Annotated in this window: 21 protein-coding genes; 12 read left to right on the top strand and 9 right to left on the bottom strand. The window is 65.7% G+C overall.

All coding sequences use genetic code 11. The annotated features are described in order from the left end of the window. Nucleotides 1–69: 69 nt before the first annotated feature. Entirely contained in the window at nucleotides 70–1,311 is a 1,242-nt protein-coding gene (locus tag CH296_RS16130) for an AI-2E family transporter (protein WP_306436620.1), read from the top strand. Here the strand turns inward: CH296_RS16130 and CH296_RS16125 are convergent. Both CH296_RS16125 and CH296_RS16120 read right to left on the bottom strand, forming a co-directional pair. Beyond that, nucleotides 1,293–4,301 (bottom strand): AAA family ATPase, encoded by a 3,009-nt coding sequence (locus CH296_RS16125; protein WP_094685185.1) that lies wholly within the window; start codon nucleotides 4,299–4,301, stop codon nucleotides 1,293–1,295. The two genes, CH296_RS16130 and CH296_RS16125, sit on opposite strands and share 19 nt — an antisense overlap. After that, a complete protein-coding gene (locus CH296_RS16120) occupies nucleotides 4,298–5,488 on the bottom strand; it encodes an exonuclease SbcCD subunit D (RefSeq protein ID WP_094685184.1) in 1,191 nt (396 codons plus the stop codon). The genes CH296_RS16125 and CH296_RS16120 overlap by 4 nt, the downstream gene beginning before the upstream one ends. Before the next feature lie 123 nt (nucleotides 5,489–5,611). Here CH296_RS16120 and CH296_RS16115 point away from each other — a divergent pair, with 123 nt between their 5' ends. After that, nucleotides 5,612–6,778 carry a DNA recombination protein RmuC gene (locus CH296_RS16115; RefSeq protein ID WP_094685183.1) on the top strand — a complete coding sequence of 389 codons (1,167 nt, stop codon included), beginning with the start codon at nucleotides 5,612–5,614 and terminating at the stop codon, nucleotides 6,776–6,778. A gap of 20 nt (nucleotides 6,779–6,798) precedes the next feature. After that, complete coding sequence (locus tag CH296_RS16110) at nucleotides 6,799–7,914, top strand: DUF6542 domain-containing protein (protein WP_179277738.1); 1,116 nt, start codon at nucleotides 6,799–6,801, stop codon at nucleotides 7,912–7,914. Between the two features lie 86 nt (nucleotides 7,915–8,000). Here CH296_RS16110 and CH296_RS16105 read toward each other — a convergent pair whose 3' ends face one another. Next, complete coding sequence (locus CH296_RS16105) at nucleotides 8,001–9,008, bottom strand: 4-hydroxy-3-methylbut-2-enyl diphosphate reductase (RefSeq protein ID WP_045199125.1); 1,008 nt, start codon at nucleotides 9,006–9,008, stop codon at nucleotides 8,001–8,003. 122 nt (nucleotides 9,009–9,130) lie between these two features. On the opposite strand from CH296_RS16105, the gene CH296_RS16100 reads away from it, so the two are divergent. The 3 genes from CH296_RS16100 to CH296_RS16090 are packed head-to-tail and all read left to right on the top strand — an operon-like array spanning nucleotide 9,131 to nucleotide 11,243. Then, complete coding sequence (locus tag CH296_RS16100; protein ID WP_094629553.1) at nucleotides 9,131–9,748, top strand: lipid droplet-associated protein; 618 nt, start codon at nucleotides 9,131–9,133, stop codon at nucleotides 9,746–9,748. Beyond that, nucleotides 9,745–11,007: an exodeoxyribonuclease VII large subunit gene (xseA, locus tag CH296_RS16095; RefSeq protein WP_045199124.1), complete on the top strand. Its 1,263-nt coding sequence runs from the start codon at nucleotides 9,745–9,747 to the stop codon at nucleotides 11,005–11,007. The genes CH296_RS16100 and xseA overlap by 4 nt, the downstream gene beginning before the upstream one ends. A gap of 14 nt (nucleotides 11,008–11,021) precedes the next feature. Continuing rightward, a complete protein-coding gene (locus CH296_RS16090) occupies nucleotides 11,022–11,243 on the top strand; it encodes an exodeoxyribonuclease VII small subunit (protein ID WP_032394033.1) in 222 nt (73 codons plus the stop codon). Here CH296_RS16090 and CH296_RS16085 read toward each other — a convergent pair. Further along, nucleotides 11,240–11,812, bottom strand: a complete 573-nt coding sequence (locus CH296_RS16085; RefSeq protein WP_094646963.1) for a DUF4245 domain-containing protein — start codon at nucleotides 11,810–11,812, stop codon at nucleotides 11,240–11,242. The genes CH296_RS16090 and CH296_RS16085 overlap by 4 nt on opposite strands. Before the next feature lie 135 nt (nucleotides 11,813–11,947). On the opposite strand from CH296_RS16085, the gene glpX reads away from it, so the two are divergent. Both glpX and CH296_RS16075 read left to right on the top strand, forming a co-directional pair. Next, entirely contained in the window at nucleotides 11,948–12,988 is a 1,041-nt protein-coding gene (gene glpX, locus CH296_RS16080) for a class II fructose-bisphosphatase (protein ID WP_032394031.1), read from the top strand. Nucleotides 12,989–13,035: 47 nt separating this feature from the next. Then, on the top strand, nucleotides 13,036–14,436 hold the full coding sequence (locus tag CH296_RS16075; protein ID WP_032394030.1) for a class II fumarate hydratase: 1,401 nt from the start codon (nucleotides 13,036–13,038) through the stop codon (nucleotides 14,434–14,436). A 103-nt stretch (nucleotides 14,437–14,539) separates the two neighbouring features. On the opposite strand, the gene CH296_RS16070 is transcribed toward CH296_RS16075, so the two are convergent. Beyond that, entirely contained in the window at nucleotides 14,540–15,397 is an 858-nt protein-coding gene (locus tag CH296_RS16070) for an acyl-ACP desaturase (protein ID WP_094685182.1), read from the bottom strand. A gap of 129 nt (nucleotides 15,398–15,526) precedes the next feature. On the opposite strand from CH296_RS16070, the gene CH296_RS16065 reads away from it, so the two are divergent. Together CH296_RS16065 and CH296_RS16060 are read left to right on the top strand one after the other, a co-directional pair. Further along, nucleotides 15,527–17,119: a serine hydrolase gene (locus CH296_RS16065; protein WP_094685181.1), complete on the top strand. Its 1,593-nt coding sequence runs from the start codon at nucleotides 15,527–15,529 to the stop codon at nucleotides 17,117–17,119. Beyond that, a complete protein-coding gene (locus tag CH296_RS16060; RefSeq protein WP_094646961.1) occupies nucleotides 17,116–17,523 on the top strand; it encodes a limonene-1,2-epoxide hydrolase family protein in 408 nt (135 codons plus the stop codon). The genes CH296_RS16065 and CH296_RS16060 overlap by 4 nt, the downstream gene beginning before the upstream one ends. 117 nt (nucleotides 17,524–17,640) lie before the next feature. Here the strand turns inward: CH296_RS16060 and CH296_RS16055 are convergent, their stop codons facing one another. From CH296_RS16055 to CH296_RS16045, 3 genes are all read right to left on the bottom strand, one after another. Continuing rightward, nucleotides 17,641–18,966 (bottom strand): PhoH family protein, encoded by a 1,326-nt coding sequence (locus CH296_RS16055; protein ID WP_176459373.1) that lies wholly within the window; start codon nucleotides 18,964–18,966, stop codon nucleotides 17,641–17,643. Nucleotides 18,967–19,395: 429 nt separating this feature from the next. Continuing rightward, nucleotides 19,396–20,679, bottom strand: a complete 1,284-nt coding sequence (glyA, locus tag CH296_RS16050; protein ID WP_032394025.1) for a serine hydroxymethyltransferase — start codon at nucleotides 20,677–20,679, stop codon at nucleotides 19,396–19,398. Nucleotides 20,680–20,726: 47 nt separating this feature from the next. Further along, nucleotides 20,727–21,923, bottom strand: a complete 1,197-nt coding sequence (locus CH296_RS16045) for a hypothetical protein (protein WP_045199117.1) — start codon at nucleotides 21,921–21,923, stop codon at nucleotides 20,727–20,729. Nucleotides 21,924–22,058: 135 nt separating this feature from the next. Between CH296_RS16045 and coaA the strand changes: the two genes are divergently transcribed. Continuing rightward, the gene (gene coaA / locus CH296_RS16040; RefSeq protein ID WP_037191653.1) at nucleotides 22,059–22,982 is read left to right on the top strand and encodes a type I pantothenate kinase; all 924 of its coding nucleotides are present in this window, start codon (nucleotides 22,059–22,061) and stop codon (nucleotides 22,980–22,982) included. Between the two features lie 12 nt (nucleotides 22,983–22,994). On the opposite strand, the gene CH296_RS16035 is transcribed toward coaA, so the two are convergent. Next, nucleotides 22,995–23,777, bottom strand: coding sequence for an isoprenyl transferase (locus tag CH296_RS16035; protein ID WP_032394023.1), 783 nt, complete (start codon nucleotides 23,775–23,777; stop codon nucleotides 22,995–22,997). A 133-nt stretch (nucleotides 23,778–23,910) separates the two neighbouring features. Between CH296_RS16035 and CH296_RS16030 the strand changes: the two genes are divergently transcribed. Continuing rightward, nucleotides 23,911–24,576 (top strand): hemolysin III family protein, encoded by a 666-nt coding sequence (locus CH296_RS16030; protein WP_032394022.1) that lies wholly within the window; start codon nucleotides 23,911–23,913, stop codon nucleotides 24,574–24,576. Nucleotides 24,577–24,579 lie beyond the last annotated feature (3 nt).

Here is a 24,579-nt window from a genome sequence, read left to right as displayed (position 1 = left end):
TACAGGCTGAGTACGCCGGACGTTATGGTTCTTCACGAACCGCCACCCGCCGAATGTGAGGACCCCACAGTGACCGAATCGGCAGTTCCCGGTAAGACGTCGAAGTCCGAGACGTCCGGCAATGATCGCGGTGACCTCATCGGGGTCGGCGGTGTGTGGTTGGCCAAATGGTCGCTGATCCTCATTTCCATCGCAGCCGGGGCGTGGGTGTTGGGCTGGCTGATCGGGCACCTCTGGGTGATTCTGCTGCCGGTCCTGCTCGCCGTGATCGTCGCGACGGTGCTGTGGCCGCCGGCCAAGCTGATGATGCGTCTGGGATTTCCTCCCGCTCTGGCCGCATCGGTGTCGCTCGTGGTGTTCTTCGTCGTCATCGGCGGCATCATCACTCTGATCGTTCCGTCGGTCGCCGAGCAGGCACCGGAGTTGGTCGACCAGGCATCGGGCGGTATCGCACAGGTTCAGGACTGGTTGAAGGGTCCGCCGCTGAACATCGGCGACGACCAGATCGACTCGGCCGTATCGGCCATCGTTGCGCGGCTGCAGGACAGCGGTGAGGTCATCGCCACCGGCGTGTTCACCGGCGTATCCGCTGCGGGCTCACTGTTGGTGACCCTGGCGCTGGTGTTGGTACTGACGTTCTTCTTCGTCAAGGACGGGCCGAAGTTCCTGCCGTGGTTGCACGGATTCTCCGGTGGCCGCGCCGGCCGCCATCTGGGCGAGGTGCTCTCACGGATGTGGGCGACCCTCGGCGGGTTCATCCGAACTCAGGCCATCGTCAGTTTCATCGACGCCTTCTTCATCGGTCTGGGACTGGTCATTCTCGGTGTTCCGCTGGCGCTGGTGCTGGCGACCCTGACGTTCATCGGTGGCTTCATCCCGATCGTCGGTGCGTTCGTGGCGGGCGCTCTCGCCGTTCTGGTGGCCCTGGTTGCGAACGGGCTGACCACTGCACTGATCGTGCTCGCCATCATCGTCGCGGTACAGCAGCTGGAAGGCAATGTGCTGCAACCGATCCTGCAGAGTCGCAGCATGAACCTGCACCCGGCGATAGTGCTGCTGGCCGTGACCGGCGGTAGCTCACTGTTCGGCATCATCGGCGCGTTCCTCGCCGTCCCGGCTGCCGCGGTGGCTGCCGTGCTGATCAGGTACCTGTCCGAGCAGATCGACGCCCGCTCGAACGAACCGGACCAGGACGAACTCGAGGACGAGATCCCGCCGCCCGAGGGGTTGACCGACGAGCAGGCCGGTCTGGACGACGAGGACGAGTCGAAGTCCGACAAACCTTCGTCAGGTCAGGACGCGACGACCTGAAGTGTCGATCCGGTGCGCTCCCGCTTGACGTAGAGGCGGCTGGGAATGCGTTGACGCATCTCGTCGACGTGGCTGACCACGCCGACGACGCGTCCGCCCGCACGTAGTTCGTCGAGAACCGACATCACCGATTCGAGGGTGTCGGCGTCGAGCGTGCCGAATCCTTCGTCGATGAACATCGTGTCGAGGACGACACCTCCGGATTCGGCGGCCACCACATCGGCCAGGCCCAAGGCGAGCGAGAGCGACGCGAGGAATGCCTCACCGCCCGAGAGGGTCTTGGCCGAGCGCACGACGCCGGTGTAGTCGTCCCTGATGTCCAGTCCGAGACCGCCCCGTTTGCCACGGACGCCTGCTTCGTCGGAGTGCACGAATTCGTAACGCCCCGAGGACATTCGACGCAGCCTCGCGGATGCGGACTCGGCGACGTCCTCGAGTCGGGACGCGAGGACGTACGAGCGCAACGACATCTTGCGAGCATTCTGCCCCCGGCCTGCCACGACGTCCGCCAGGTTCGCCAGTTCGTCGAACTCGGCGCGTTGTGGCGCGATGGCCTGGGCGGCGGTGAACAGTTCGGTGATCAGCCGTTCCAGATCGTCTGCGCGCCTTCGGCATTCGGCCACTTCGGCAGCAGCGGCCCTGACCTTCTCGTCCAGCTCGGAACACGCATGTGCCAGCGGTTCCAGATCCACCGGCGGCCGGCCGGCCACGTCCACGATGGCGGGCTCGCGCAACACGTGCTCGGCATGTGCACGCGCCTCCTCGGCAGTGCGCAGTTCGGTCTCGATCTGCTCGACGCGGTCCGCGGCCAGCACTGCCCCGGCGGCCGCGTCGACGGACTCGAAGCTCGACGCCTGCACTCGCCGGTCCAGTTCGGCTGCCAGCTCATCGGCCCGCGCAGTGGCGTCGAGCCAGGCGATACGCGCCTCCTGAATTCGCCGGGCACCGTCGATCAAGGCTTCCCGCTCCGCGATTCGGTCCACCAGCGACGCACCCTCGTTCACTTCCTCGGCGACCGACGCTCGCATCTGCGTCAGCGATTCCTCGGTGGCCGAGATGCGTTCGTCGACGGCACTGCGCGAGGCGACGAGGTCGTGGAGCCTGACCGTCAGCGCGTCCGACTCGCTCCGCAGCCGATGCAGTTCCGCGGTTGCGGGTTCGACATCGGCCGCACGCGCACGAGCGTCCTGCACTGCGGTGGTCGCGGCATCGAGAATCCGGGTCAGTTCCGCAGCGGACTCCCCTCCGGTGCGATCGTGCAGCAGGTCCACGCCGCGTTGCGCTTCTGCGACGACCGCGACCGCCTGATCGAGCGCAGCAGCAGCCTTGCGTTCCGCGGCAGCGGCCTTGTCTTCCTGCGCCTTGGTCACCGTCGACGTCGACGCGGCAGCGGGATGCGGGTGCACCTCCGATCCGCACACGACGCACGGCTCCCCCGCCTCCAGACGAGCCGCCAGCTCGGCCGCCATCCCGTCGATGCGTCGCTCACGGAGATCGAGCAGGTGCGCCCAGGCCGTGTTGTGCGCTGCTCTGGCGCTGTCGCGGGCCCGCTCCGCCTCGGCCAGAGTCGCGCGTGTGCGCACCAGGGCGAGGGCGGACTCGGCCGCCGCGCGGGCACGATCGCATCGCTCCTCGAGACCCGGCAACTCTGCCTCCGCCGAGGATGCTCGTGCCACCCGAGATTCGACCGCTCCGATCTTCTCTGGCATCGACGCCTGCGACTGCACGGTGCGTTCGATCGCCGCTGCGGTGGTGCGTTGCTGCGCACGACAGTCGGCGAGGGTGCCGTCGAGTCGGTCGGCTTCTCGGGCCAGACCGAGCAGCGACTGCAACCGGGCGACATCGGTGGTCCAGTCACGCACGAACTGTGCGACGACCGTGCGCTCGGCCGACGGATCCGCCGGTGCCGGTGGCCAGTGCAGTGCAGCGTGGAAGCGTCGGCCCTCCGCCGTCGACGGGAGGGCATGCTCCGCCGCCACGAGTGCGGACGTTGCGGCGTCGGTCGCCAGTCGTGCGAGACGGAGGTCTGCAGCAGTGTCCGCGATCGGCCCGGCGGCCGCGGAATCGGCGAGCTCGATTCTGCGCGCTGCTCGCACCGTCTCGCCCTCCCGATACTGCACGAGTTGCCCCTCGGCGAGAGCGCGTCGACGCTGCAGATCTACAACGGCGGTGGCCTTCGTCAGCGCTGCCGACGCACGCCGAGCAGCCGCATCGATCAGCACCGCTCGACCTTGCGCGAGGGTCCGATTCTGCCGGGCTTCGTCGAGGACGTCGGCCGCCCATTCGAGGGGGTCCGGCTGTTCGCCGTCCTCGCCTGCGGGCTCGGGCACACCCGATGCCTGCGACACCCGGCCGAGCATGATGTCGATGGCGTGGTGAGCGTCGGCGAGTTCGGCGGCAAGCTCCCGGCGACGCTGCGCGAACCACTCCTCGACATCACCGAATCTGCCTGTGTCGAAGAGTCTTTCGAGCAGGTTCCCGCGTTCGTCGCTGTCGGCTCGGAGGAACCGCGCGAACTCACCCTGCGGCAGCAGCACCACCTGAAAGAACTGGTCGGCACTCATCCCGAGCAGCGCGTTGACGGCATCACCGATCTCGCTGAGCCGGGTGAGGTTCTGCCCGCGGCCGTCGAGCCAGGTGAGACTGGCCTTGGCGTGTTGCTTGGTGGTACCCGTACTTCGCAGCTTGGGCCGCAGGAATTCCGGACTGCGCACAATTCTGATCCGCCGCCCACCGAGGGTCGCTTCCAACGTGACCTGTGGCACCGCACCCTTGGCCGCGTGATCGGACAGCAGCCGCTTGCCCTCGCGACGAGCTCCGGGCACCGTTCCGTACAGCGCGAACGCCACGGCGTCGAGAACCGTCGTCTTGCCGGCTCCGGTGTGACCGTGCAACAGAAACAGCCCGTCGGCCCCCAGCGCATCGAAGTCCACCGTCTCCGTGCCCGCGAAGGGGCCGAAGGCGGTGATCTCGAGTGAATGCAGCCTCATGCAGCACCGCGGTCGGCCGTGGTGGCCGACCCGCGGGTGGCCTCGGTCTCCCGTTGCACGGAGGCCAGAGCGCGGGACATGAGCGCGGACTCCGCGGCCGTCGGCACGCTGCGCATGTCCGTCACGAAGGAGGTGGCGATGTCGAGATCGCTGCGGCCGCGCACACGGTCGCGGTAGCGAAGCTCGCCGGATCCCTCCGGCCGACGCCATTCCAGGTGGATCGCGTGCGGGAAACGCTGCTGCAGCAAGCGCATTGCGTCGACCGGTCGCACCTCGTCGGTGAGCACGGCGGAGACGTAGTGATCCTCGAACTCGCAATACGCTGTGTCCGTGGTCAATTCCTCGAGCGTTCCTTCGATGCGGGCGAGGCCGCGGACCACCGGCAGATCCATTCGCTCGACAGTACCGAGCCCGTCGGCATCGAGATCGATGATCCATACCGCCTTGTGGTGCGACCGCTCGCCGAACGAATAGGGCAGCGGCGAACCGGAGTACCGCACCCGGTCGGTGAGGGTCTGGGGCGAATGCAGATGTCCGAGCGCCACGTAATCGACCCCGTCGAACGCCGACGCAGGCGCGGTCTCGATACCGCCGGAGGAGATCGACCGCTCCGATCCGGTCGCTTCACCGCCGACGATGAAAGCGTGGGCGAGCACGACCGAGCGAACGCGTTGCCCTGCCTCGCTTCTCGTCGCGAGGTCGCCGCGCACCCGATCCATCGCGGCACCGAGAACGTCGGCATGAGTACGCGCAGTGGGAACGTCGAGTTCGACGCGAGTGGTTTCGGGCTCGAGATACGGAATGCCGTAGAACGCAACGCACCCGTGCTCGTCGTCGATGACGACCGGGGTGGCGACATCGCCCACCCGCGTCATCAGATGCAGCCCTCCTGCCGACGCGAAGGCCGCGCCTGCGCCCAGTCGAGCGGGTGAATCGTGATTTCCCGACGTCGCGACGATCACGGCACCGGCCGCGCGGATGGCCTCCAGTCCGCGGTTGCAGACCAGGACGGCATCGGCACTGGGAACAGCGCGGTCGTAGATGTCGCCCGGCACCACCACCACATCGATCGACTGTGCCGCAACCAGTTCCGCGATGGACATCAGCACAGCGCCCTGATCGGCCAACAGGTCGACACCGTGAAAGGTGCGACCGATGTGCCAGTCCGAGGTGTGCAGAATTCTCATGCGTTCGACGCTATCGGCAAGCACCGACAAACTATTCGAGGCTCGTCGGCCTGTCGGACGTGAGCTGCGGTCCACAGCCATCGAGAACCGAAGTTGTCGGTACCGTCCTGCATCATCTGCCCCATGAACATTCTCACCGCGTTCGGACTGCTCGTCGCACTCGGCGTCGGCGCGGTCGTCGGCTGGTTGTTGCACGCTTCGCGGATGGGCGATCGCGCCGTACGAGCCGAGGCCCAACTGGCCGCGCTGCGCGAGCACGAGGGCATGCTTCGGCAGTCGCTGAGTGCGGTCAACGAGGACTCGGCTCGACGCAATTCGACCGTGATCGGCCAACAGGTCTCGCACCTGGTCGAGCCGTTGCACGACGCCGTCGATGCGCTCTCCGAGCACGTCCGGCAGGTCGAGCACAATCGCATCCGGGCGTACGCGGGACTGTCGGAGCAGGTCACCGGTATGCACCGTGCATCGATGCATCTGTCCACCCAGACCGGTCAGCTGGTCACCGCCCTGCGCGCACCGCAGATCCGGGGCCGGTGGGGCGAGATCCAGCTCGAGCGCGTCGTCGAGCTGGCAGGCATGCTCAAGCACTGCGATTTCGACACTCAGGTCAGCAAGGACGGCATCAGACCCGACATGATCGTTCGTCTCGCCGGCGGACGCCAGATCGTCGTCGACGCCAAGGTGCCGTTCGCGGCGTATCTCGACGCCGCCCAGGACGAGGATCCCGGCGCCCGGGAGAAGAATCTGCGACGCCACGCCAAGCAACTGCGAACCCACATCGACCAGTTGGCCGACAAGGCGTACTGGCAGGCGTTCGAGCCGACGCCGGAGTTCGTCGTACTGTTCGTTCCCGGCGACCCGTTTCTCGACGCGGCCCTGACATCGGACACCGGTCTGCTCGAGTACGCCTTCGGCCGGAACGTGATCCTGGCCACCCCGACCACCCTGGTCGCGCTGCTGCGCACCGTCGCCTACACGTGGAAGCAGGAGTCACTGGCCGAGGACGCCGCACGCATCCAGCAGTTGGGGCGTGAGCTGTACACGCGGATCGGTGTCGTCTCGACGCACCTGGACAAGCTCGGTGCCCACCTCGGCAAGGCCGTCGAGTCCTTCAACTCCACCGTCGGGTCGGTCGACACCCGGGTGAGCGTGACGGCGAGAAAGCTGCACGAGCTCGAACTGTTCGACGCCGAGCCGGTGGACATCGCCCGAGTGGACGAGCGTCCCAAACTGTCCGATTCGTCCCGCTACCGGCACGACTTCGGTCATGTCAGCGATGCAGTCGGCTGAACAACGGCTAACCTCGGGGGGTGTCTACCTCCCAACGTGCCCGCTCCGGGGTACCGCTGGATCACCGATCCATCCTCGCGACCCTGCCCGGCGTTCCCGCATGGGGTGCCGTCGCGATCGCCGCGGGACTGACTTTTCTCGGATTTCTGATCGATGCCGCACGCGGTACCGAGCTGACCGGTGCGTTCGCGTTCATGTACATCCTCGGCTGCATCGCCGGCGTCCTTCTGGTCCGCTTCCGCGGACTGTTCACGGCGATGGTGCAAGCCCCACTGATCCTGTTCGTGGCCGTGCCGCTGTCGTACCAGTACTTCACCGACAACGCAGGCACCAGCCTCAAGGACATCATCCTCAACGTTGCCATTCCGCTGGTCAACCGGTTTCCGCTGATGCTGCTCGGCACCGTGGTCGCCGTCGGACTCGGAGTCCTGCGCATCGTGCTCAAACGCCAGAACACGCATGCCCCCACCCTTCGACGAAGCCAGAAGACCGAGGGCACTGTTCGACGCAGCCGCAAGCCCGGTGACGACAAGGCGACCAGAGCCCAGCGCCGGGCACAGGACGAGCGCCCGGAACGGTCCCGCAGGCGCGCAGCTGCAGCCGATCGCAGCACCGACTCCGCGGCCGAGGCCACCGACATCGTGCCCGGGCCGTACGTCGGTCGCAGAAACACCGATTCCCGCCCGCGACCCGACACCGAACCTCGCTCGAGTTCGAGCCCACGACGATCGGCCGCGTCGGCACCACAGACTCGATACGCCGCCACCGACTCACCCCGGCAGGACTACAAGCCCGAATACCAGAAGCCCGAGTACCCGCGAACGCAGTATCCGCAGGGACAGTCCCGCGAGGCACAGCGACCGCAACCGTCCGAGCCTCGTTTCTCGGCAGAGCCCCGGTATTCGACCGAACCTCGTCGCGAGCGCTCGGCCCGGGTTCACGCTCCTCGCGAGGTCGCCGATCCGTACAGCACCGGAGCCGGGCCCGTCGTGACTCCTCGGACGAACGCTTCCTCGGCACCCGGTTCGCCCGCAGAGGACGGCCAGGGCAATCACGCTCTACCCACCCCGCACCGGGACGACATTCCCCCGCATCCGGTGCCGCGGGTTCGCTACCGCGACCGCCACAGCGACTAGCCCGAACACGAACGAACGCCCCGTATCGGTTCCTGCTCCTGCGCAGGTTTCCGATACGAGGCGTCGACTTTTCGCTGACGTCGCTTCTAGCGAGCGGGACGCAACTCTCGGGGCAGAGAGAACACCAGGGTCTCGTTCGCGGTGGTGACCGGCTGCACGTCTGCATAGCCGTGCTCGGCGAACAGTTCGATGACGCCCTGCACCAGGATCTCCGGTACGGACGCACCCGAGGTGATACCGATCGTCTCGACCCCGTCGAGCCAGGCCAGGTCGATTTCCTTGGCGTAGTCGACGAGGTAGCTCGCTCGCGCACCCGCACCGAGCGCGACCTCGACCAAACGCACCGAGTTGGAGGAGTTCTTGGAGCCGACGACGATCACCAGATCGCATTCCGGTGCCATCGCTTTCACGGCGACCTGACGGTTCTGTGTGGCGTAGCAGATGTCGTCGCTGGGCGGGTCCTGCAGCGTCGGGAAGCGCTCACGCAGTTTCGCGACCGTCAGCATCGTCTCGTCGACACTCAGCGTGGTCTGGGACAGCCAGATGACCTTGTTCTCGTCTCGAACGGTGACGTTGTCGACCGATTCGGGCCCGTCGACCAGCTGAATGTGCTCGGGAGCCTCACCTGCGGTGCCCTCGACCTCCTCGTGACCTTCGTGGCCGATGAGCAGGATGTCGTAGTCGTCTCGGGCGAAGCGCTTGGCTTCCTGGTGCACCTTGGTCACCAACGGGCAGGTGGCGTCGATCGTGCGCAGGTTTCGCTCGGCCGCAGAGGTGTGTACGGCAGGTGAGACACCGTGCGCGGAGAACACCAGCAGCGATCCCTCGGGAACCTCGTCGGTTTCCTCCACGAACACCGCGCCGCGATCGGACAGCGTCTCGACCACATGCCGGTTGTGCACGATCTCCTTGCGCACGTACACCGGCGCACCGTGCTGTTCGAGCGCTTTCTCGACGGTCTCGACCGCACGATCGACACCCGCGCAGTAGCCCCGCGGCTCCGCGAGCAGCACTCGCTTACCCCCGGCGTACGAGGACGCACCCGTACCGGCGGACTGTGCAATACCAAGATTCAGTGGAACAGCCGAAGACATACTTATCAGGATACGTGCACCGAGCGCGGCTACCTCGTTTCCGTGACCTCGAGCCCCGGCTGGAGTGGGTCGTACCGCCTGTCGGCTACCCAAAGTTCACGGTTTCGGGCAGTCTGGTGCACATGACTCGAGTCCCCTTTGCAGCGCGCGTGGCTGCAGGCGTCGCCGTGACCGTCGTGGAAGAGGCTCGCAAGCTTCCCGGTTCCGCCCTGATGCTGCCGATGACGGTCGTCAGCGAGGCACTGGCGCGTGGCATGCGATTCCAGCAGCAGGTGACGGCGCTGGCCATCAAGGGCGATCTGATCATCGCGACCCTGCCGGTCATCGGGACCCCGACCGAGGAGCAGCCCGCCTGGGCCAGCTTCGACGACGACGGAGACGAGACCTTCGACACCGAGTCGAGATTCGACGCCGCTGTCATCACCGACGACGTCGATGTGCCCGACGCCCCCGTGGCCGAGCCCGTCGCTGCGAACGGCCGCTTCGCTCTGTACTCGACGCCTCCGCTGGACGAGCCGGTCCAGGACACCTCGGCCAAGCGCGCTCCCTCCGCCGACAAGCCCGAGATCGTCGAGATGATCGACTTCGACACCCTCGCCCTGGCGCAGCTGCGCGCGCGCCTGCGCACACTCTCGATCGAGGACCTCGAAACCCTGCTCGAGTACGAGAACGACACGCTCTCCCGCGCACCGTTCCAGACGATGCTCGCCAACCGCATCACCACCGCCAAGGCCAAGTGAGCACTCCCCCTACTCAGTCCGGTCCCACCCAACCAGGCGCGAGCACCGCCGAACAGCCATGGCCGGTGCGTACCGTCGCCATGAAGGTCGCCGGCTGGATCGACAAGCTCGGCTCCATCTGGGTGGAGGGGCAGCTCACCCAGATCAACGCTCGCCCCGGCACCAGAACGGCTTTTCTGACACTGCGCGATCCGTCGGCCGACATGTCGCTGTCGGTGACGTGTTCGCCGCAGTTGCTCGATCGTTCACCCGTTCCGCTGACCGAGGGTGCCCGCGTCATCCTCTACGGCAAGCTGTCGTTCTTCACCGGCAGGGGAACGATCTCGCTGCGCGCCACGGACATTCGCGCGGTGGGCGTCGGCGAACTGCTGGCTCGCATCGAACGACTCAGAGCCCTGCTCGCCGCGGAAGGATTGTTCGACCCGCGCCTGAAACGTCCGCTGCCGTTCCTACCGGGCACCATCGGCCTGATCACCGCACGCGCCAGCGCAGCCGAGAAGGACGTGCTCACCGTCGCGCAGAGGCGTTGGCCCGCGGTCCGCTTCGAGGTTCGCAACACACCTGTTCAGGGTCCGCAATCGGTGCCGGCGATTCTGGACGCCCTGAAGGAGCTGAACGACGACCCCGCCGTCGATGTCATCATCCTCGCCCGAGGCGGCGGTAGCGTCGAGGATCTGCTGCCGTTCTCCGACGAGGCCCTGTGCCGCGCCATCTCTCGCGCCACCACGCCGATCGTCAGTGCCATCGGCCACGAGCCCGACAGCCCGCTCAGCGATCACGTGGCCGACCTGCGGGCCGCAACCCCTACCGATGCCGCCAAACTCGTGGTGCCCGACGCCGTCGCCGAACAAGCTCTCGTCTCGGAATTGAAGTCGAGAAGTGCTGCAGCGCTGCGCAATTGGGTCGAGCGCGAGGCACGCGGCCTGGACATGCTTCGACACCGACCGGTGCTGGCGGACCCACTGGCCGCACTCGAGCAGCGTCGCGAGGAGATTCGGCGGCTGCTCGATGCGGCCCGACGCGACGTACAGCGCGAACTCACCACACAGGACACGCTCGTCGAACATCTGCGGGCCAGGCTGTCGACGCTGGGGCCTGCTGCCACACTTGCTCGAGGCTATGCCGTCGTACAGCGGGTGGTCGCGGGTTCGGATCCCGAGGTTCTGCGTTCGGTCGAGGACGCGCCACCGGGTACACAGATCAGAGTGCGCGTGGCCGACGGTGCCGTCACCGCCGCAGTCATGGGGCGAGTCAAATGACAGAAGGAGTACGCATGAGCGAGAACGACAAGCCGGTATCGGAACTGGGCTACGAGGAGGCCCGCGACGAATTGGTGGGCGTGGTGAAGATCCTCGAGCAGGGCGGGCTCGATCTCGATGCCTCCCTGGCTCTGTGGGAGCGGGGAGAGCAGCTGGCCACTCGCTGCGAGGAGCAGCTCGCCGGTGCCCGCAAGCGAATCGAGACCGCGCTCGCGAGTACCGAGAAGCACAGCTAGGGCGTGAGCGGTTCGGTCACCTCGAGGGACTCGGCCAGCGTGGTGAAGTCCTCGGTGCCTGCAGTACCGCCCAGCAGGATTCGCACGTCACCGAAGTCCGAGACCCAGTACTTTCGCGAGCCCTCCTCGCCGTAGACGACCCAGTCCCGACCCGACACGTTCTGTGTGCCCGACGCGTACACCGTCTCCTCGCCGGCGACGAAGGGAACCAACACTTCCTCGACGGCGCTGGTCTGGGTCAGCTGCAGATACGCACCCGATCCGGTGATGTATCCGACAGTCGACACCGGTCCGCCGTTGTCGCCTGCGATCGTCGGACGACTGCCCGAGTTGGGGGTCCAATCCTCGGGAACAGCCGGATTGCGCACCGGAAAGCCGATTTCGGACGCGTCGTACTGCAGCGCGGTGTCGATGTCGAAGTTGGGGATGGGGCCCTGCTTGGGCCCACCGGGGCTCAGCGAGCACTGACTGGCAATACCGGCGATCAGCAAACATGCGATGACCAGCGGTATGAGCGACCACACCATGTCGCGGCTGTTGTTGAGAATCCGGGGTTTGCTGTTCGCCACCTCACCAGTATCCCCTCTGCGCAGCAGTGCTCGGTCGGCGCGTGCCTCACAGACGACCCGACCCCACCGCGGGCATCACAGAAGTGAGATAATCGCGCCTGGGTAACACCCCACCAACCAGGAGGCTACAAACCGATGACGGCCAGCACCGAGTCCACTCGCGCCATGGCGCCAGATCGCAACCTCGCACTCGAACTCGTACGCGTCACCGAGGCCGGTGCGCTCGCCTCGGGTCGCTGGGTCGGTCGCGGCGACAAGGAAGGTGGCGACGGAGCAGCAGTCGACGCCATGCGTCAGTTGGTCAGCTCGGTCTCGATGCGCGGCGTCGTCGTCATCGGCGAGGGCGAGAAGGACGAAGCGCCGATGCTCTACAACGGCGAACAGGTCGGCAACGGCAACGGCCCCGAGGTCGACTTCGCCGTCGATCCCGTCGACGGCACAACGCTGATGGCCAAGGGCATGCCCAACGCCATCTCCGTTCTCGCGGTCGCCGAGCGCGGTGCCATGTTCGATCCGTCCGCCGTCTTCTACATGAAGAAGATCGCCGTCGGACCCGACTTCGCCGACGTCATCGACATCACCGCACCGGTCGCGGAGAACATCGCCCGGGTCGCCAAGATCAAGAAGGGATCCTCCTCCGACGTCACGGTGTGCATCCTCGACCGACCCCGGCACGCCGAACTGATCCAGCAGGTGCGCGACACCGGCGCTCGCATTCGTCTGATCTCCGACGGCGACGTCGCCGGAGCCATCGCCGCCGCCCGACCCACCTCCCCCATCGACATCCTCATGGGCACCGGCGGAACTCCCGAAGGCATCATCGCGGCGGCCGCGATGCGCTGCATGGGCGGCGTGCACCAGGGCATGCTGGCTCCGACCGACGACGACGAACGCCAGAAGGCGATCGACGCCGGACACGATCTCGATCGCGTCCTGTCCACCGAAGATCTGGTCTCGGGCGAGAACGTCTTCTTCACCGCGACCGGCGTCACCGACGGCGACCTGCTCCAGGGCGTCCGATACTCGGGCGGCGGTGCACACACGCAGTCCATCGTGATGCGCTCGAAGTCCGGCACCGTCCGCATGATCGACGCGTACCACCAGCTCAACAAGCTCAAGGAGTACTCGACCATCGACTTCGACGGCGACACCTCCGGCGCCATCCCGTCCTTCTGACCGTCCGCTCGACGAAGTTTCCGCTCCCCTACCGAGGCAAGAGGTCAATGACAGAGAACGAACAGCAGTTCCGGATCGAGCACGACACGATGGGAGAGGTTCGCGTTCCCATCGATGCGCTCTGGCGTGCCCAGACGCAGCGTGCCGTGGAGAACTTCCCCATCTCGGGCCGTCCGCTCGAGCGCACTCAGATTCGCGCGATGGGCCTGCTCAAAGCAGCCTGCGCGCAGGTCAACAAAGACCTCGGTCTGCTCGACGGCACGCTGGCCGACGCGATCATCGCCGCCGCCACCGAAATCGCCGACGGCAAGCACGACGACCAGTTCCCGATCGACGTCTTCCAGACCGGCTCGGGCACCAGCTCGAACATGAACGCCAACGAGGTCATCGCGTCGATCGCCAAGGCGGCAGGCGTCGAGGTGCACCCCAACGACCACGTGAACATGTCGCAGTCCTCCAACGACACGTTCCCGACGGCCACTCACGTCGCCGCCACCGAGGCAGCCGTGACGTCGCTCGTGCCCGCACTGCGTCACCTCCACGAGGCTCTCGTGACCAAGGCAACGGAGTGGAAGCACGTCGTCAAGTCCGGCCGCACCCACCTCATGGACGCCGTTCCGGTCACCCTCGGTCAGGAATTCGGCGGTTACGCCCGTCAGATCGAAGCCGGCATCGAACGCGTCGAGGCCACCCTGCCTCGGCTCGGTGAACTCCCCATCGGCGGCACCGCCGTCGGCACCGGACTCAACGCACCCGACGGCTTCGGCCCGAAAGTCGTTGCAGCACTGGTCGAGTCGACCGGCATCGACGCACTGACCGCCGCCAAGGATTCGTTCGAGGCGCAGGCCGCACGTGACGGACTCGTCGAGGCATCGGGCGCACTGCGCACCATCGCGGTCTCACTGACCAAGATTGCCAACGACATTCGCTGGATGGGATCGGGACCGCTCACCGGACTCGGCGAGATCGCCCTCCCCGACCTGCAGCCCGGTAGCTCCATCATGCCCGGCAAGGTCAATCCCGTTCTGCCCGAGGCTGTTACGCAGGTCGCAGCTCAGGTCATTGGCAACGACGCCGCAGTCGCATTCGGCGGCGCGTCGGGCGCATTCGAGCTCAACGTGTACATCCCGATGATGGCGCGCAACGTCCTCGAGTCGTTCAAGCTGCTCGCCAACGTCTCGGTGCTGTTCGCCGACAAGTGTGTCGTCGGACTCGAAGCCAACGTCGAGCACCTCAAGACCCTCGCCGAGTCCTCGCCGTCCATCGTGACGCCGCTGAACTCCGCGATCGGCTACGAGGAAGCCGCCGCCGTCGCCAAGCAGGCACTGAAGGAGAAGAAGACGATCCGTCAGACGGTCATCGACCGCGGACTGATCGGCGACAAGCTCAGCGAAGCCGAACTCGACAAGCGCCTCGACGTCCTCGCCATGGCGAAGGTCAAGGACTAGCTTTCCCGTTCGCCCACGTCGGACCCCTGAACGCGTGAATGGTCCATTGCACCGCCGAGACGTGTGCAATGGACCATTCACGCTTTCGAAAGGGGCCGAACAATCAGGCGAGGTGAGCGAGTTCCTCGCGTGCCTTCAGGCCGTCCTCGCCCAGATCGGTGCGATCGAAGATCTGCCAGCCCGCGAGCAGCGGCTTGAACACCTTCTCGCGTTCCTGATCGGCGTCGTAGATTCCGGCTTCGGCGAGAGCGGCGGTGCTGCTGCCGCGGTCCGGCAGGTCGACCTCGGGAATCTTGAATCCGTTGATCCGGTCTGCGATGGCGCGGGCGGCCTGATCGGGAACCACGGCGAAGGCCTCGTTCAGAATATTGGCGTAGAACGTCGACTGCAGGGCGTCGTCGTCGGCGATCTTGCCGAGGATGGTGGCCAACACCGGATCCTTGCCGAGAGCGATGGTGTTGCGGTTACGCAGGGCGGCAGCGGCCTCCTCGATGGCGAAATGCGCGAGGATGTCGAGCAGATGCTGGCTGGGCGCATCGTATCCGAGCGTCATGTGCTCCATCCGTACCCGCTCCAGGGCGACCGGATCGACTGCACGGGTGAGCACCAGGAAGTTGCGCAACACTATCGACTGCCGGTTCTCCTCCGACGTCCATCGGCCGGTCCACTTCCACCAGGCACCGAGGCCGGTGAGCGCGTGGGCCAGTTCGCGGTGGTACGCAGGCAGGTTGTCGGCCACCAACACGCCGACCGTGGCGGACAGGATTTCGACATCGCTGAGATGCGACTGCTCGGGCGACCAGTCCTCGCCACCGAGGAACGCGAAGTTCTTGCCGTCGTCGAACGGCGCGAGGTCATGGGGGTGCCAATCGCTCGCTGCCTCGATGTGGCGTCGTAGATTCTCTTCGACCGCGGGCTCCAAACGGACCAGCAGATCACCGTCGGACAGGTTCGTAGACATGCGGTAACCGTAGCGCCTGCGCCCGAGTGCCCGACGTCGCGCCCCTGACCATTGTGAATTCTCCTAACGCCAGGTCGTTGCGGGTCTATTCTCATGTGCATCCAATCATCGAAGTGAGGACTCCTCGTGATGCGGTCGGGTCGAAATTCTCTGTGTCTTGTGGCTGTGTGCTCTCTGATCGTGCTGGTCGGATGCTCGAACGACGCACCGACCGCAGACAGTCCCCCGACATCCGAGCCCGCGCCGACCAGTGACCTGTCCCCAGGTCAGGTCGCGGGCGTCGATGTTCCGGCCGGCCGCGTCGACGATGCCGTCGGCAAGCTCGACGGCATCGCCGAGGAGCTGATGGCATCGTCGAACATCCCCGGGATGGCCATAGCCGTCGTGCACGGATCCGACGTCGTCTACTCGAAGGGGTTCGGCGTCCGCGAAGTGGGCTCGGACGACCCCGTCGACGGTGACTCGGTGTTCCAGTTGGCGTCGCTGTCCAAATCGGTGGGTGCGACGGTCATCGCGTCCCAGGTGGGAGCGGGCGTGGTCGACTGGTCGACTCCGGTGGTCTCGGAATTGCCGTGGTTCGCGCTCGACGACCCGTGGGTGACCCAGAACGTCACGGTCGGCGACTTCTATGCGCATCGAAGCGGGCTGCCCGAGCACGAAGGCGATCTGCTCGAGGACCTCGGTTACGACCGCAGACAGATTCTCGAACGCCTGCGCGAGGTCCCCCTCGACCCGTTCCGCTCCACGTACCACTACACCAACTTCGGCATCACGGCTGCGGCCGAGGCCGTCGCTGCGGCGTCGGGCAAGGACTGGGACACCCTCAGCCAGGACACGATCTACGGCCCGCTCGGCATGACCTCGACCAGCTCGTCGTTCGCGGACTACATCGCTCGGGCCGACCGGGCCGTACCCCACGTACTCGTCGACGGCGAGTACCAGGCGAAGTACCAGCGGGAACCCGATCCACAGACCCCGGCCGGTGGCGTCAGTTCCTCGGTGGACGACCTCGCGAAGTGGCTGACGATGCTGATCGCCGACGGAAACCACGACGGACGACAGCTCGTGGACCCCGAAGCCCTCCTGCCCGCGATCAGCGCGCAGATCGTCTCGAGCCCGTCGGAGACACCGGATTCACGCGCCGGCTACTACGGCTACGGATTCAACGTCTCCACCAGTGCCGCCGGTCGCACGACGGTGAGCCATTCGGGAGCATTCGCGCTCGGAGCGGGCACCAACTTCGTCTGGATTCCATCCCTCGACGTGGCCATCGTCGTACTGACCAATGCCGCACCCATCGGCATCGCCGAAACGGTGACCGCCGAGTTCGCTGACCTCGTCCAGTTCGGCGAGGTGCGGGAGGACTGGCGAACGCTGTACAAGAACGCCTTTGCCGGCATGAGCGAACCGGAGGGCGAGCTCGCAGGCAAGACCCCGCCCACGAATGCTGCTGCACCACAACCTCTCACGTCGTACACAGGGGTGTACCAGAACAGCTATTGGGGGCCTGCGACGATAACGGAGGTCAACGGGAAACTGGTGTTGGCCATCGGGCCGAACGGAACCTCCTACGAGTTGTCGCCCTGGGACGGTGATACGTTCACGTTCGAGCCGACCGGTGAGAATGCACCCGACGGAACCGTTTCCGAGGCGACGTTCGACGGGAACACGCTGACCCTGGAGTTCTTCGACGGCGATGGATTGGGACGATTCACCAAGTGACTGACACACAGCAGGCAACCGAAACCGTAGTAGATCTGTTCGACGCTTTGAGAAGTCGAGACACCGAGCGCGCCATGTCGCTCCTCGACGAACGCGTCGTGTGGCACAACGTCGGCTTACCGAAGGTTCGCGGCCACTCGAACGTGGGCAGGTTCATGGCGACGCTCGCCAAGCCTGCGTTCGGCTTCGACGTGATCGTGCACAACATCGCTGCAGACGGAGACGTCGTGCTCACCGAGCGCACCGATGTGCTGATCTGGCGACGACTCCGAATCGAGTTCTGGGTGTGCGGAACCTTCGAGCTGCGCGACGGCAGAGTAGCCGTGTGGCGGGACTACTTCGACAACGTCGACTTCCTGAAAGGGTTTGTGCGAGGAGCATTCCGGGCCGTGCTCGGCCGGTGACCCCTGTGAGCGGAACTTCGTAGTGGGGTACGAGGCAGGAGTGGAGCCTGCGAAACGACCCTGAAGGCAGGAGTGGAGCCTGCGGAACGACCCGCAGGCTCCACGCTCCCAGGGGGATCAGGCTCCCGAAGGCCCGAACTCTTCGAGCATTTCCGTCACCAGTGCCGCGATCGGTGAACGCTCGCTGCGGGTGAGGGTGATGTGCGCGAAAAGTGGGTGACCCTTGAGCTTTTCGATCACTGCAGCGACGCCGTCGTGTCGTCCGACGCGCAGGTTGTCTCGCTGAGCGACGTCGTGGGTGAGTACGACGCGTGAGCCCGAACCGAGCCGGGACAGAACCGTCAGCAGCACGTTGCGTTCGAGTGACTGCGCCTCGTCGACGATCACGAAGGAATCGTGCAGCGATCGGCCGCGAATGTGTGTCAGTGGCAACACTTCCAGCATTCCGCGGGCGATGACCTCCTCCATCACCTCCGGGCTCGCGAGCCCTTCGAGGGTGTCGAAGACCGCCTGACCCCAGGGACCCATCTTTTCGCTCTCGCTACCGGGGAGGTAGCCGAGCTCCTGGCCACCGACGGCGTAGAGAGGCCGGAAGACAACGACTTTGCGGTGCGAGCGACGTTCGAGAACGGCCTCCAGTCCGGCGGTCAGCGCCAGAGCGGACTTACCGGTGCCTGCTTTTCCGCCGAGCGAGACGATGCCGATGCTCTCGTCGAGCAGAAGATCCAGCGCCACTCGCTGTTCCGCCGAACGGCCGTGCAGGCCGAACGCCTCACGTTCGCCGCGCACGAGTTGGATCTGCTTGTCCGGCGTGACGCGACCCAGAGCACTCTGCCGTCCGGCAAGCAGTCGAACTCCCGTGTGACACGGCAGGTCTCGCGCTTCCACGAGGTCGATGACGCCGTCGTTGAACAGCGTGTCGACTGCGTCGGACGGTACTTCGAGTTCGGTCATTCCGGTCCAACCGGACGGCACCACGTCGTGTGCGTGGTATTCGTCGGCGGGGAGACCGACGGCACCGGCCTTGACGCGCAACGGAATGTCCTTGCTGACGAGCACGACGTCCTTGCCCTCTGCCTTCAGATTGAGGGCACAGGCGAGGATTCGAGAATCGTTGGAGTCGGTGCGGAATCCGACGGGAAGTACCGAGGGATCGGTGTGATTGAGCTCGACTTGCAGTGTGCCGCCCGATGTTCCGATGGGAACCGGCTGGTCGAGTCGACCGAACTCGACGCGCAGGTCGTCGAGCATGCGCAAGGATTCCCGCGCGAACCATCCCAATTCGTGATGGTGGCGTTTGCCCTCCAACTCGCTGATGACGATCAGCGGAAGTACCACATTGTGCTCGGCGAACCGGATGACTGCCCACGGATCCGAAAGCAGGACCGAGGTATCGAGCACGAATGTCCGAAGAGGGGCGGAAACGGAGCGTGAAGTGGTCACGTGGGGCTCCTACGTCTGCGCGGTACCGCGCAAACTCTGTCGCTCGGCCGGTCGGGTCCGATGTGTCAGGTGACACGAGGACCGGGTACCGGCCCTCTCGCGCTCACTAGCTCAGTCACGTATCAGAACCTCCCGCACAGGTAGCTTCCCCGCTGCCTGTTACTGCCGACGGTACCGCCGAAATCGAGGTTCGGCTCGTTGGAAGTCTGGCGTGTCGGTGAACAACGCGTTACGGCCGAATCGACCCAGGTCGGCAATCGAGCGGTGCCGAGAGTGCCCTCCCCGGATGCGTCAATGGACCACTGCACACGTCTGGGCGCTGCAATGGTCCATTGACCCAGACCAGGGTTCTGCGTGAATGGACCACTGCATACGTCTGGGCGCTGCAATGGTCCATTGACGCGGACCGGGGTGGGCGCGAGTGCTGGGTCAGCCCAGCAGTCCCCAGTCTTCGAGGCCCTCGTACAGTGGCTTGCTCTGTGCCAACTTCACGACGCGGTCCTTGAGGGAATCGCTGGCCTCGCCGGTGGCCAGGGCGGTGCCGATGATGTCGGCCACCTCGGTGAACTCGGCCTCGCCGAATCCGCGGGTTGCCAGTGCGCCGGTGCCGATGCGCAGGCCGGAGGTGACCATCGGCGGGCGCGGGTCGAAGGGCACAGCGTTGCGGTTGACGGTGATGCCGACCTCGTGCAGGAGGTCCTCGGCCTGTTGGCCGTCGAGCTCGGAGTTGCGCAGGTCGACGAGCGCGAGGTGCACGTCGGTGCCGCCGGTGAGGACGGAGATGCCCTTGTCGGCGACGTCGGCACCGGTGAGGCGGTCGGCGAGCAGCGATGCACCGAGGAGGGTGCGTTCCTGGCGTTCCTTGAATTCGGGCGTCGCAGCGATCTTGAAGGCGACGGCCTTGGCGGCGATGGCGTGCATCAGCGGACCGCCCTGCTGGCCGGGGAACACTGCGGAGTTGAGCTTCTTGGCCCATTCCTTCTTGGCCAGGATGATGCCGGAGCGGGGTCCACCGAGGGTCTTGTGCACGGTCGAGGAGACGACGTCCGCGTACGGCACGGGCGAGGGGTGCACGCCTGCGGCGACGAGTCCGGCGAAGTGCGCCATGTCGACCCAGAGCAGTGCGCCCACTTCGTCGGCGATGGAGCGGAACGCAGCGAAGTCCTGGTGGCGCGGGTAGGCAGACCAGCCGGCGATGAGCACCTGCGGCTTGGCGGCGATGGCCTGCTTGCGCACCTCGTCCATGTCGATCCGGTGGTCTTCCTTCGACACCCCGTACGACTCGACCTCGTAGAGCTTGCCCGAGAAGTTGAGCTTCATGCCGTGCGTGAGGTGGCCGCCGTGCGCCAGGTCGAGGCCCATGATCTTGTCGCCCGGGTTGATCAGGGCCATCAGCACGGCGGCATTGGCCTGTGCGCCTGCATGCGGCTGCACGTTGGCGAACTCGGCACCGAAGAGTTCCTTCGCGCGGTTGCGCGCGAGATCCTCGACGATGTCGACGTGCTCGCATCCGCCGTAGTAGCGGCGGCCTGGGTAGCCCTCGGCGTACTTGTTGGTCAGGACGCTGCCCTGGGCCTGCAACACCGCGCGGGGAACGAAGTTCTCCGAGGCGATCATCTCGAGAGTGTCGCGCTGACGCCCCAGCTCACCGGCCATCGCCTCGGCGACCTCGGGATCGAGTTCGGCCAGTGACAGGTTGTTGACGTCAGTCATAACAGGAGTCTCCAAAGGGACAGCAGAATGAAGGGGGCTCGGCCAGTTTACGAGACGCGCACTGCACCGGGTGTCAGTGGCTCGTCGAGCAGCCTGCCGAACAGCTGCGCGCGCTCACTCGCCGTCTCGCCGCGGTCGAGCCAGCCGGCCAGCAGCTTATAGCCCTCGACGTAGGTGCTGATGTACGCCCGCCACAGCGGGGAGGACAGAAACCGCAGGCTGTGCCGGGCGCGCTGCGGCGATGCCAACGACCATCGCTCCAGGTAGGCGGCTACGTCGTCCTCGCTCTTGTGCTGATCGTGCAGCAGCAGCGCGGCGTCCTGGCGCACCCCCAGCAGCCGGCTCGACGCGGCCGCGAGACGCTCGGCCTTGTCGCCGTCGAACCGCAGACCCAGATCGGCGTAGATCTCCTGCGCCCACAGGCCCCAGCCCTCGCCCACAATGGCCCCGAGGGCGTGATCGGCCAGGCCCTCGGCCATCAGGCACTGCGGGGTGTTGACCAGGAACAGCGTCTGCTCCAGCTGGCCTGCACCGACCAGTCCGGTCTCCTTGCGGCAGTGCTCGGTGTGGTGGCCGGGATAGGACTCGTGCGCGATCAGGTGCGGCAGATTGGCCATCTGCTGCTCGATGTCGGAGTTGATCGCGACGGTCGACCGGTAGTCACCGAGGTAGTAGTTGAACCCCGACCACGGCTTGTCGCCGACGACCTCGTAGGTCACTTTCTCGGTGTCGGGCAGTGTGTACTCGGCGCGGACGCGGTCGCGCAGTGCGGACGAGAACGCCTCGACACAGTCCTGCAGTCGGTCGGCCGGAATCACGTCGGCTCGGCGATGCGCGATCAACCGTTCGCCCAGCGACCCGGGACCGGCGAGGACCTCGTCCATCATGCGGTGTGCCTGCAGGTACTGGTCCTGATCGCCCGCGGAGATTCGGACGTCGAAGTAGGCGTAGACCTCGTCGACGAAGCCGATGTCCTCGCCTGCGAACTTGCGTGCCGAGCATTCGAGTGCGCGCAGGTGGACGTCCAGGAACGTCGTGCGCTCGGGCGTCAGATCGACGTTGCCGAGCTCGGCGCGCAGTGTCTGTGCCCGACGGATCAGCTCACGCGGCTCGGGCGCGGGGGCGTTCTCGGTGATACGACGCAACTCGGGATCGCCGGTGTACGCGTCGACGAATCCGTCTTCGAGCCGGTCGAAACTCAGGCCCAGCAGCAGGTATTCACGAACGAGGGAAGCAGCATCCATAACCGAACCCTAGTACGGCGAACGACCCCGCCCGTGCGCGATCGACCGGCACCGAGCACAATCTGGAACCATGCGACTCGCGCTCGACAGGAGCTCAGCCGAACCCTCCGCAGCTCCGACCTGTTGGAGCGGTGCGTGAGCGAGTCCAGTCCGTACGTCGAGTTCGACCGTGTGCAGTGGCGCACGCTGCGCCAATCCACGCCGTTGGTGCTGACCGAGGAAGAGCTCGTCGGTCTGCGTGGTCTGGGTGAACAGATCGATCTCGACGAGGTGGCGGAGGTCTATCTGCCGCTGGCACGACTGATTCACCTCCAGGTCGCGGCTCGGCAACGACTCTTCGCCGCGACCGCGACGTTCCTCGGCGAGAAGCACCCCGACCGTCAGGTCCCGTTCGTCATCGGTGTCGCGGGCAGTGTCGCCGTCGGCAAGTCGACGACGGCCCGTGTGCTGCAGGCACTCCTGGCTCGATGGGACCACCATCCGCGGGTCGATCTGGTCACCACCGACGGATTCCTGTATCCGACGGCCGAACTCATGCGCCGAGGCATACTGCACCGCAAGGGATTTCCCGAGAGTTACGACAGGCGCAAACTGCTCAGATTCGTCACCGAGGTCAAGTCCGGTACCGAAGAGGTCGGCGCACCGGTCTATTCGCACGTCTCCTACGACATCGTCAAGGGCCAGTACCACATGGTCCGGCAGCCGGACATCCTGATCGTGGAGGGGCTCAACGTTTTACAGACCGGACCACGGTTGATGGTCTCGGATCTGTTCGACTTCTCGATCTACGTCGACGCGCGGATCGAGGACATCGAGAGTTGGTACGTCAAACGCTTTCTCGCATTGCGCAAGACGTCGTTCACCGATCCGTCCTCGCACTTCCACCACTACGCAGGCCTGTCCGACGACCACGCGCAGATCGCGGCCGAGGATCTGTGGCATTCGATCAACCTGCCCAATCTGGTGGAGAACATCCTGCCGACGCGACCGCGAGCGACGATGGTGCTGCGCAAGGACAACGACCACGCGATCAACCGGCTGCGGCTTCGTAAGCTGTAGAGCCGAACTCGATCAGATACCGAAACGGCGGTGTCTGGCCGCGAAGTCGCGCAGCGCACGCAGGAAGTCGACGCGACGGAATTCGGGCCAGTAGGCCTCGGTGAACCAGATTTCCGAATACGCGCTCTGCCACAGCAGGAAGCCGGACAGTCGCTGTTCGCCCGAGGTGCGGATGACGAGATCCGGATCGGGTTGGCCGGAGGTGTAGAGGTGACTGCCGATCTCGTCGACGTTGATCGACGCCACCAGGTCGTCGCCGCTGACGCCCTCGGCGATCTTCTCGCTGACCAGGGACTGCACGGCGTCAGCGATTTCCTGCCGCCCGCCGTATCCGACGGCGACATTGACGTGCGTTCCGGATCGTCCCTCGGTCAGCGCTGCTGCTTCCTTGAGCCGACGCGCGGTCGACGCGGGGAGCAGATCGAGGGTGCCGACGAGTTTGACGCCCCAGTTCATCTCGGGTCCGCAGATCTCCTCGACGACGTCGGTGATGATGTCGAGCAGTGAATCCAATTCGTCCGCATCTCGGCGCAGGTTCTCGGTGGAGAGCAGGTAGATGGTGGCCATCTCGATTCCGGCCGCGTCACACCAGCCGAGCATCTCGGCGATCTTCAGGGCTCCCATCCGGTGCCCGTGCGCGACGTCGGTGAATCCGTTCTCGCGCGCCCAGCGGCGATTGCCGTCGCACATCACCGCCACGTGCCGAGGGTGCTGAACCCCTTCGAGCTGGCTCAGCAGACGCCGCTCGTACACGTTGTAGAGAACGCCGCGGACCTTCTGCGGAATGATCACCACTGCTTCGTCACCGCTGCTCTCATCACCACGAAGGATCACCTTACGCCGACGTCTGCGAGCCGGTCGCCGGTACAGTAGCGTCAGAACCTACGGTGGCGTAGGTTTCGCCGGCGGTACGGAGAGGTCATCTTTCATGACGATGTTCGGACTGGACGAGATTCCCGTCAAACCACGTATGCGCGGCTGGATTCACCTGTACGCGTTCGGCGTGGCGGTGGTGTGCGCGATCACCCTCGTCACCCTGGCGTTCAGCATGGTCTCGGTCAGTGCGGGTGTGGCCGTGAGCGTGTATTCCGTCACCGTCTGCGGCGTGTTCGGGGTCAGTGCCACCTACCATCGCGTGCACTGGAAGACCGCGGCGTCGCAGATCTGGATGAAGCGCGCCGATCATTCGATGATCTTCCTGTTCATCGCAGGTAGCTACACCCCGTTCGCCGTGCTGGGTCTACCCGCCTCGACCGGACGCGTGCTGCTCGTCGTCGTGTGGGTCGGGGCACTTGCCGGGGTGGCACTGAAGATGTTGTGGCCCACAGCTCCCCGATGGGTCGGGGTACCGCTGTACCTACTCCTCGGCTGGGCGATCGTCCCGGTCGCACCCGCGCTGATCGAGCACGTCGGCTTTGCACCGTTTCTGTTGCTTCTCGTGGGCGGGGTGTTCTACAGCGTCGGGGCCGTGCTGTACGCCACCAAGTGGCCGAATCCTTGGCCCACCACCTTCGGCCATCACGAGTTCTTCCACGCCGCGACGGTCCTGGCGGCAACCTGCCACCTGGTCGCCGTGTGGCTCGTACTGTTCTGATCC

Origin of the sequence: Rhodococcus sp. 14-2496-1d, from assembly GCF_002259365.1 — a bacterium.
Taxonomy (GTDB): domain Bacteria; phylum Actinomycetota; class Actinomycetes; order Mycobacteriales; family Mycobacteriaceae; genus Rhodococcoides.
This window is presented reverse-complemented; position numbering and strand designations above follow the sequence as displayed.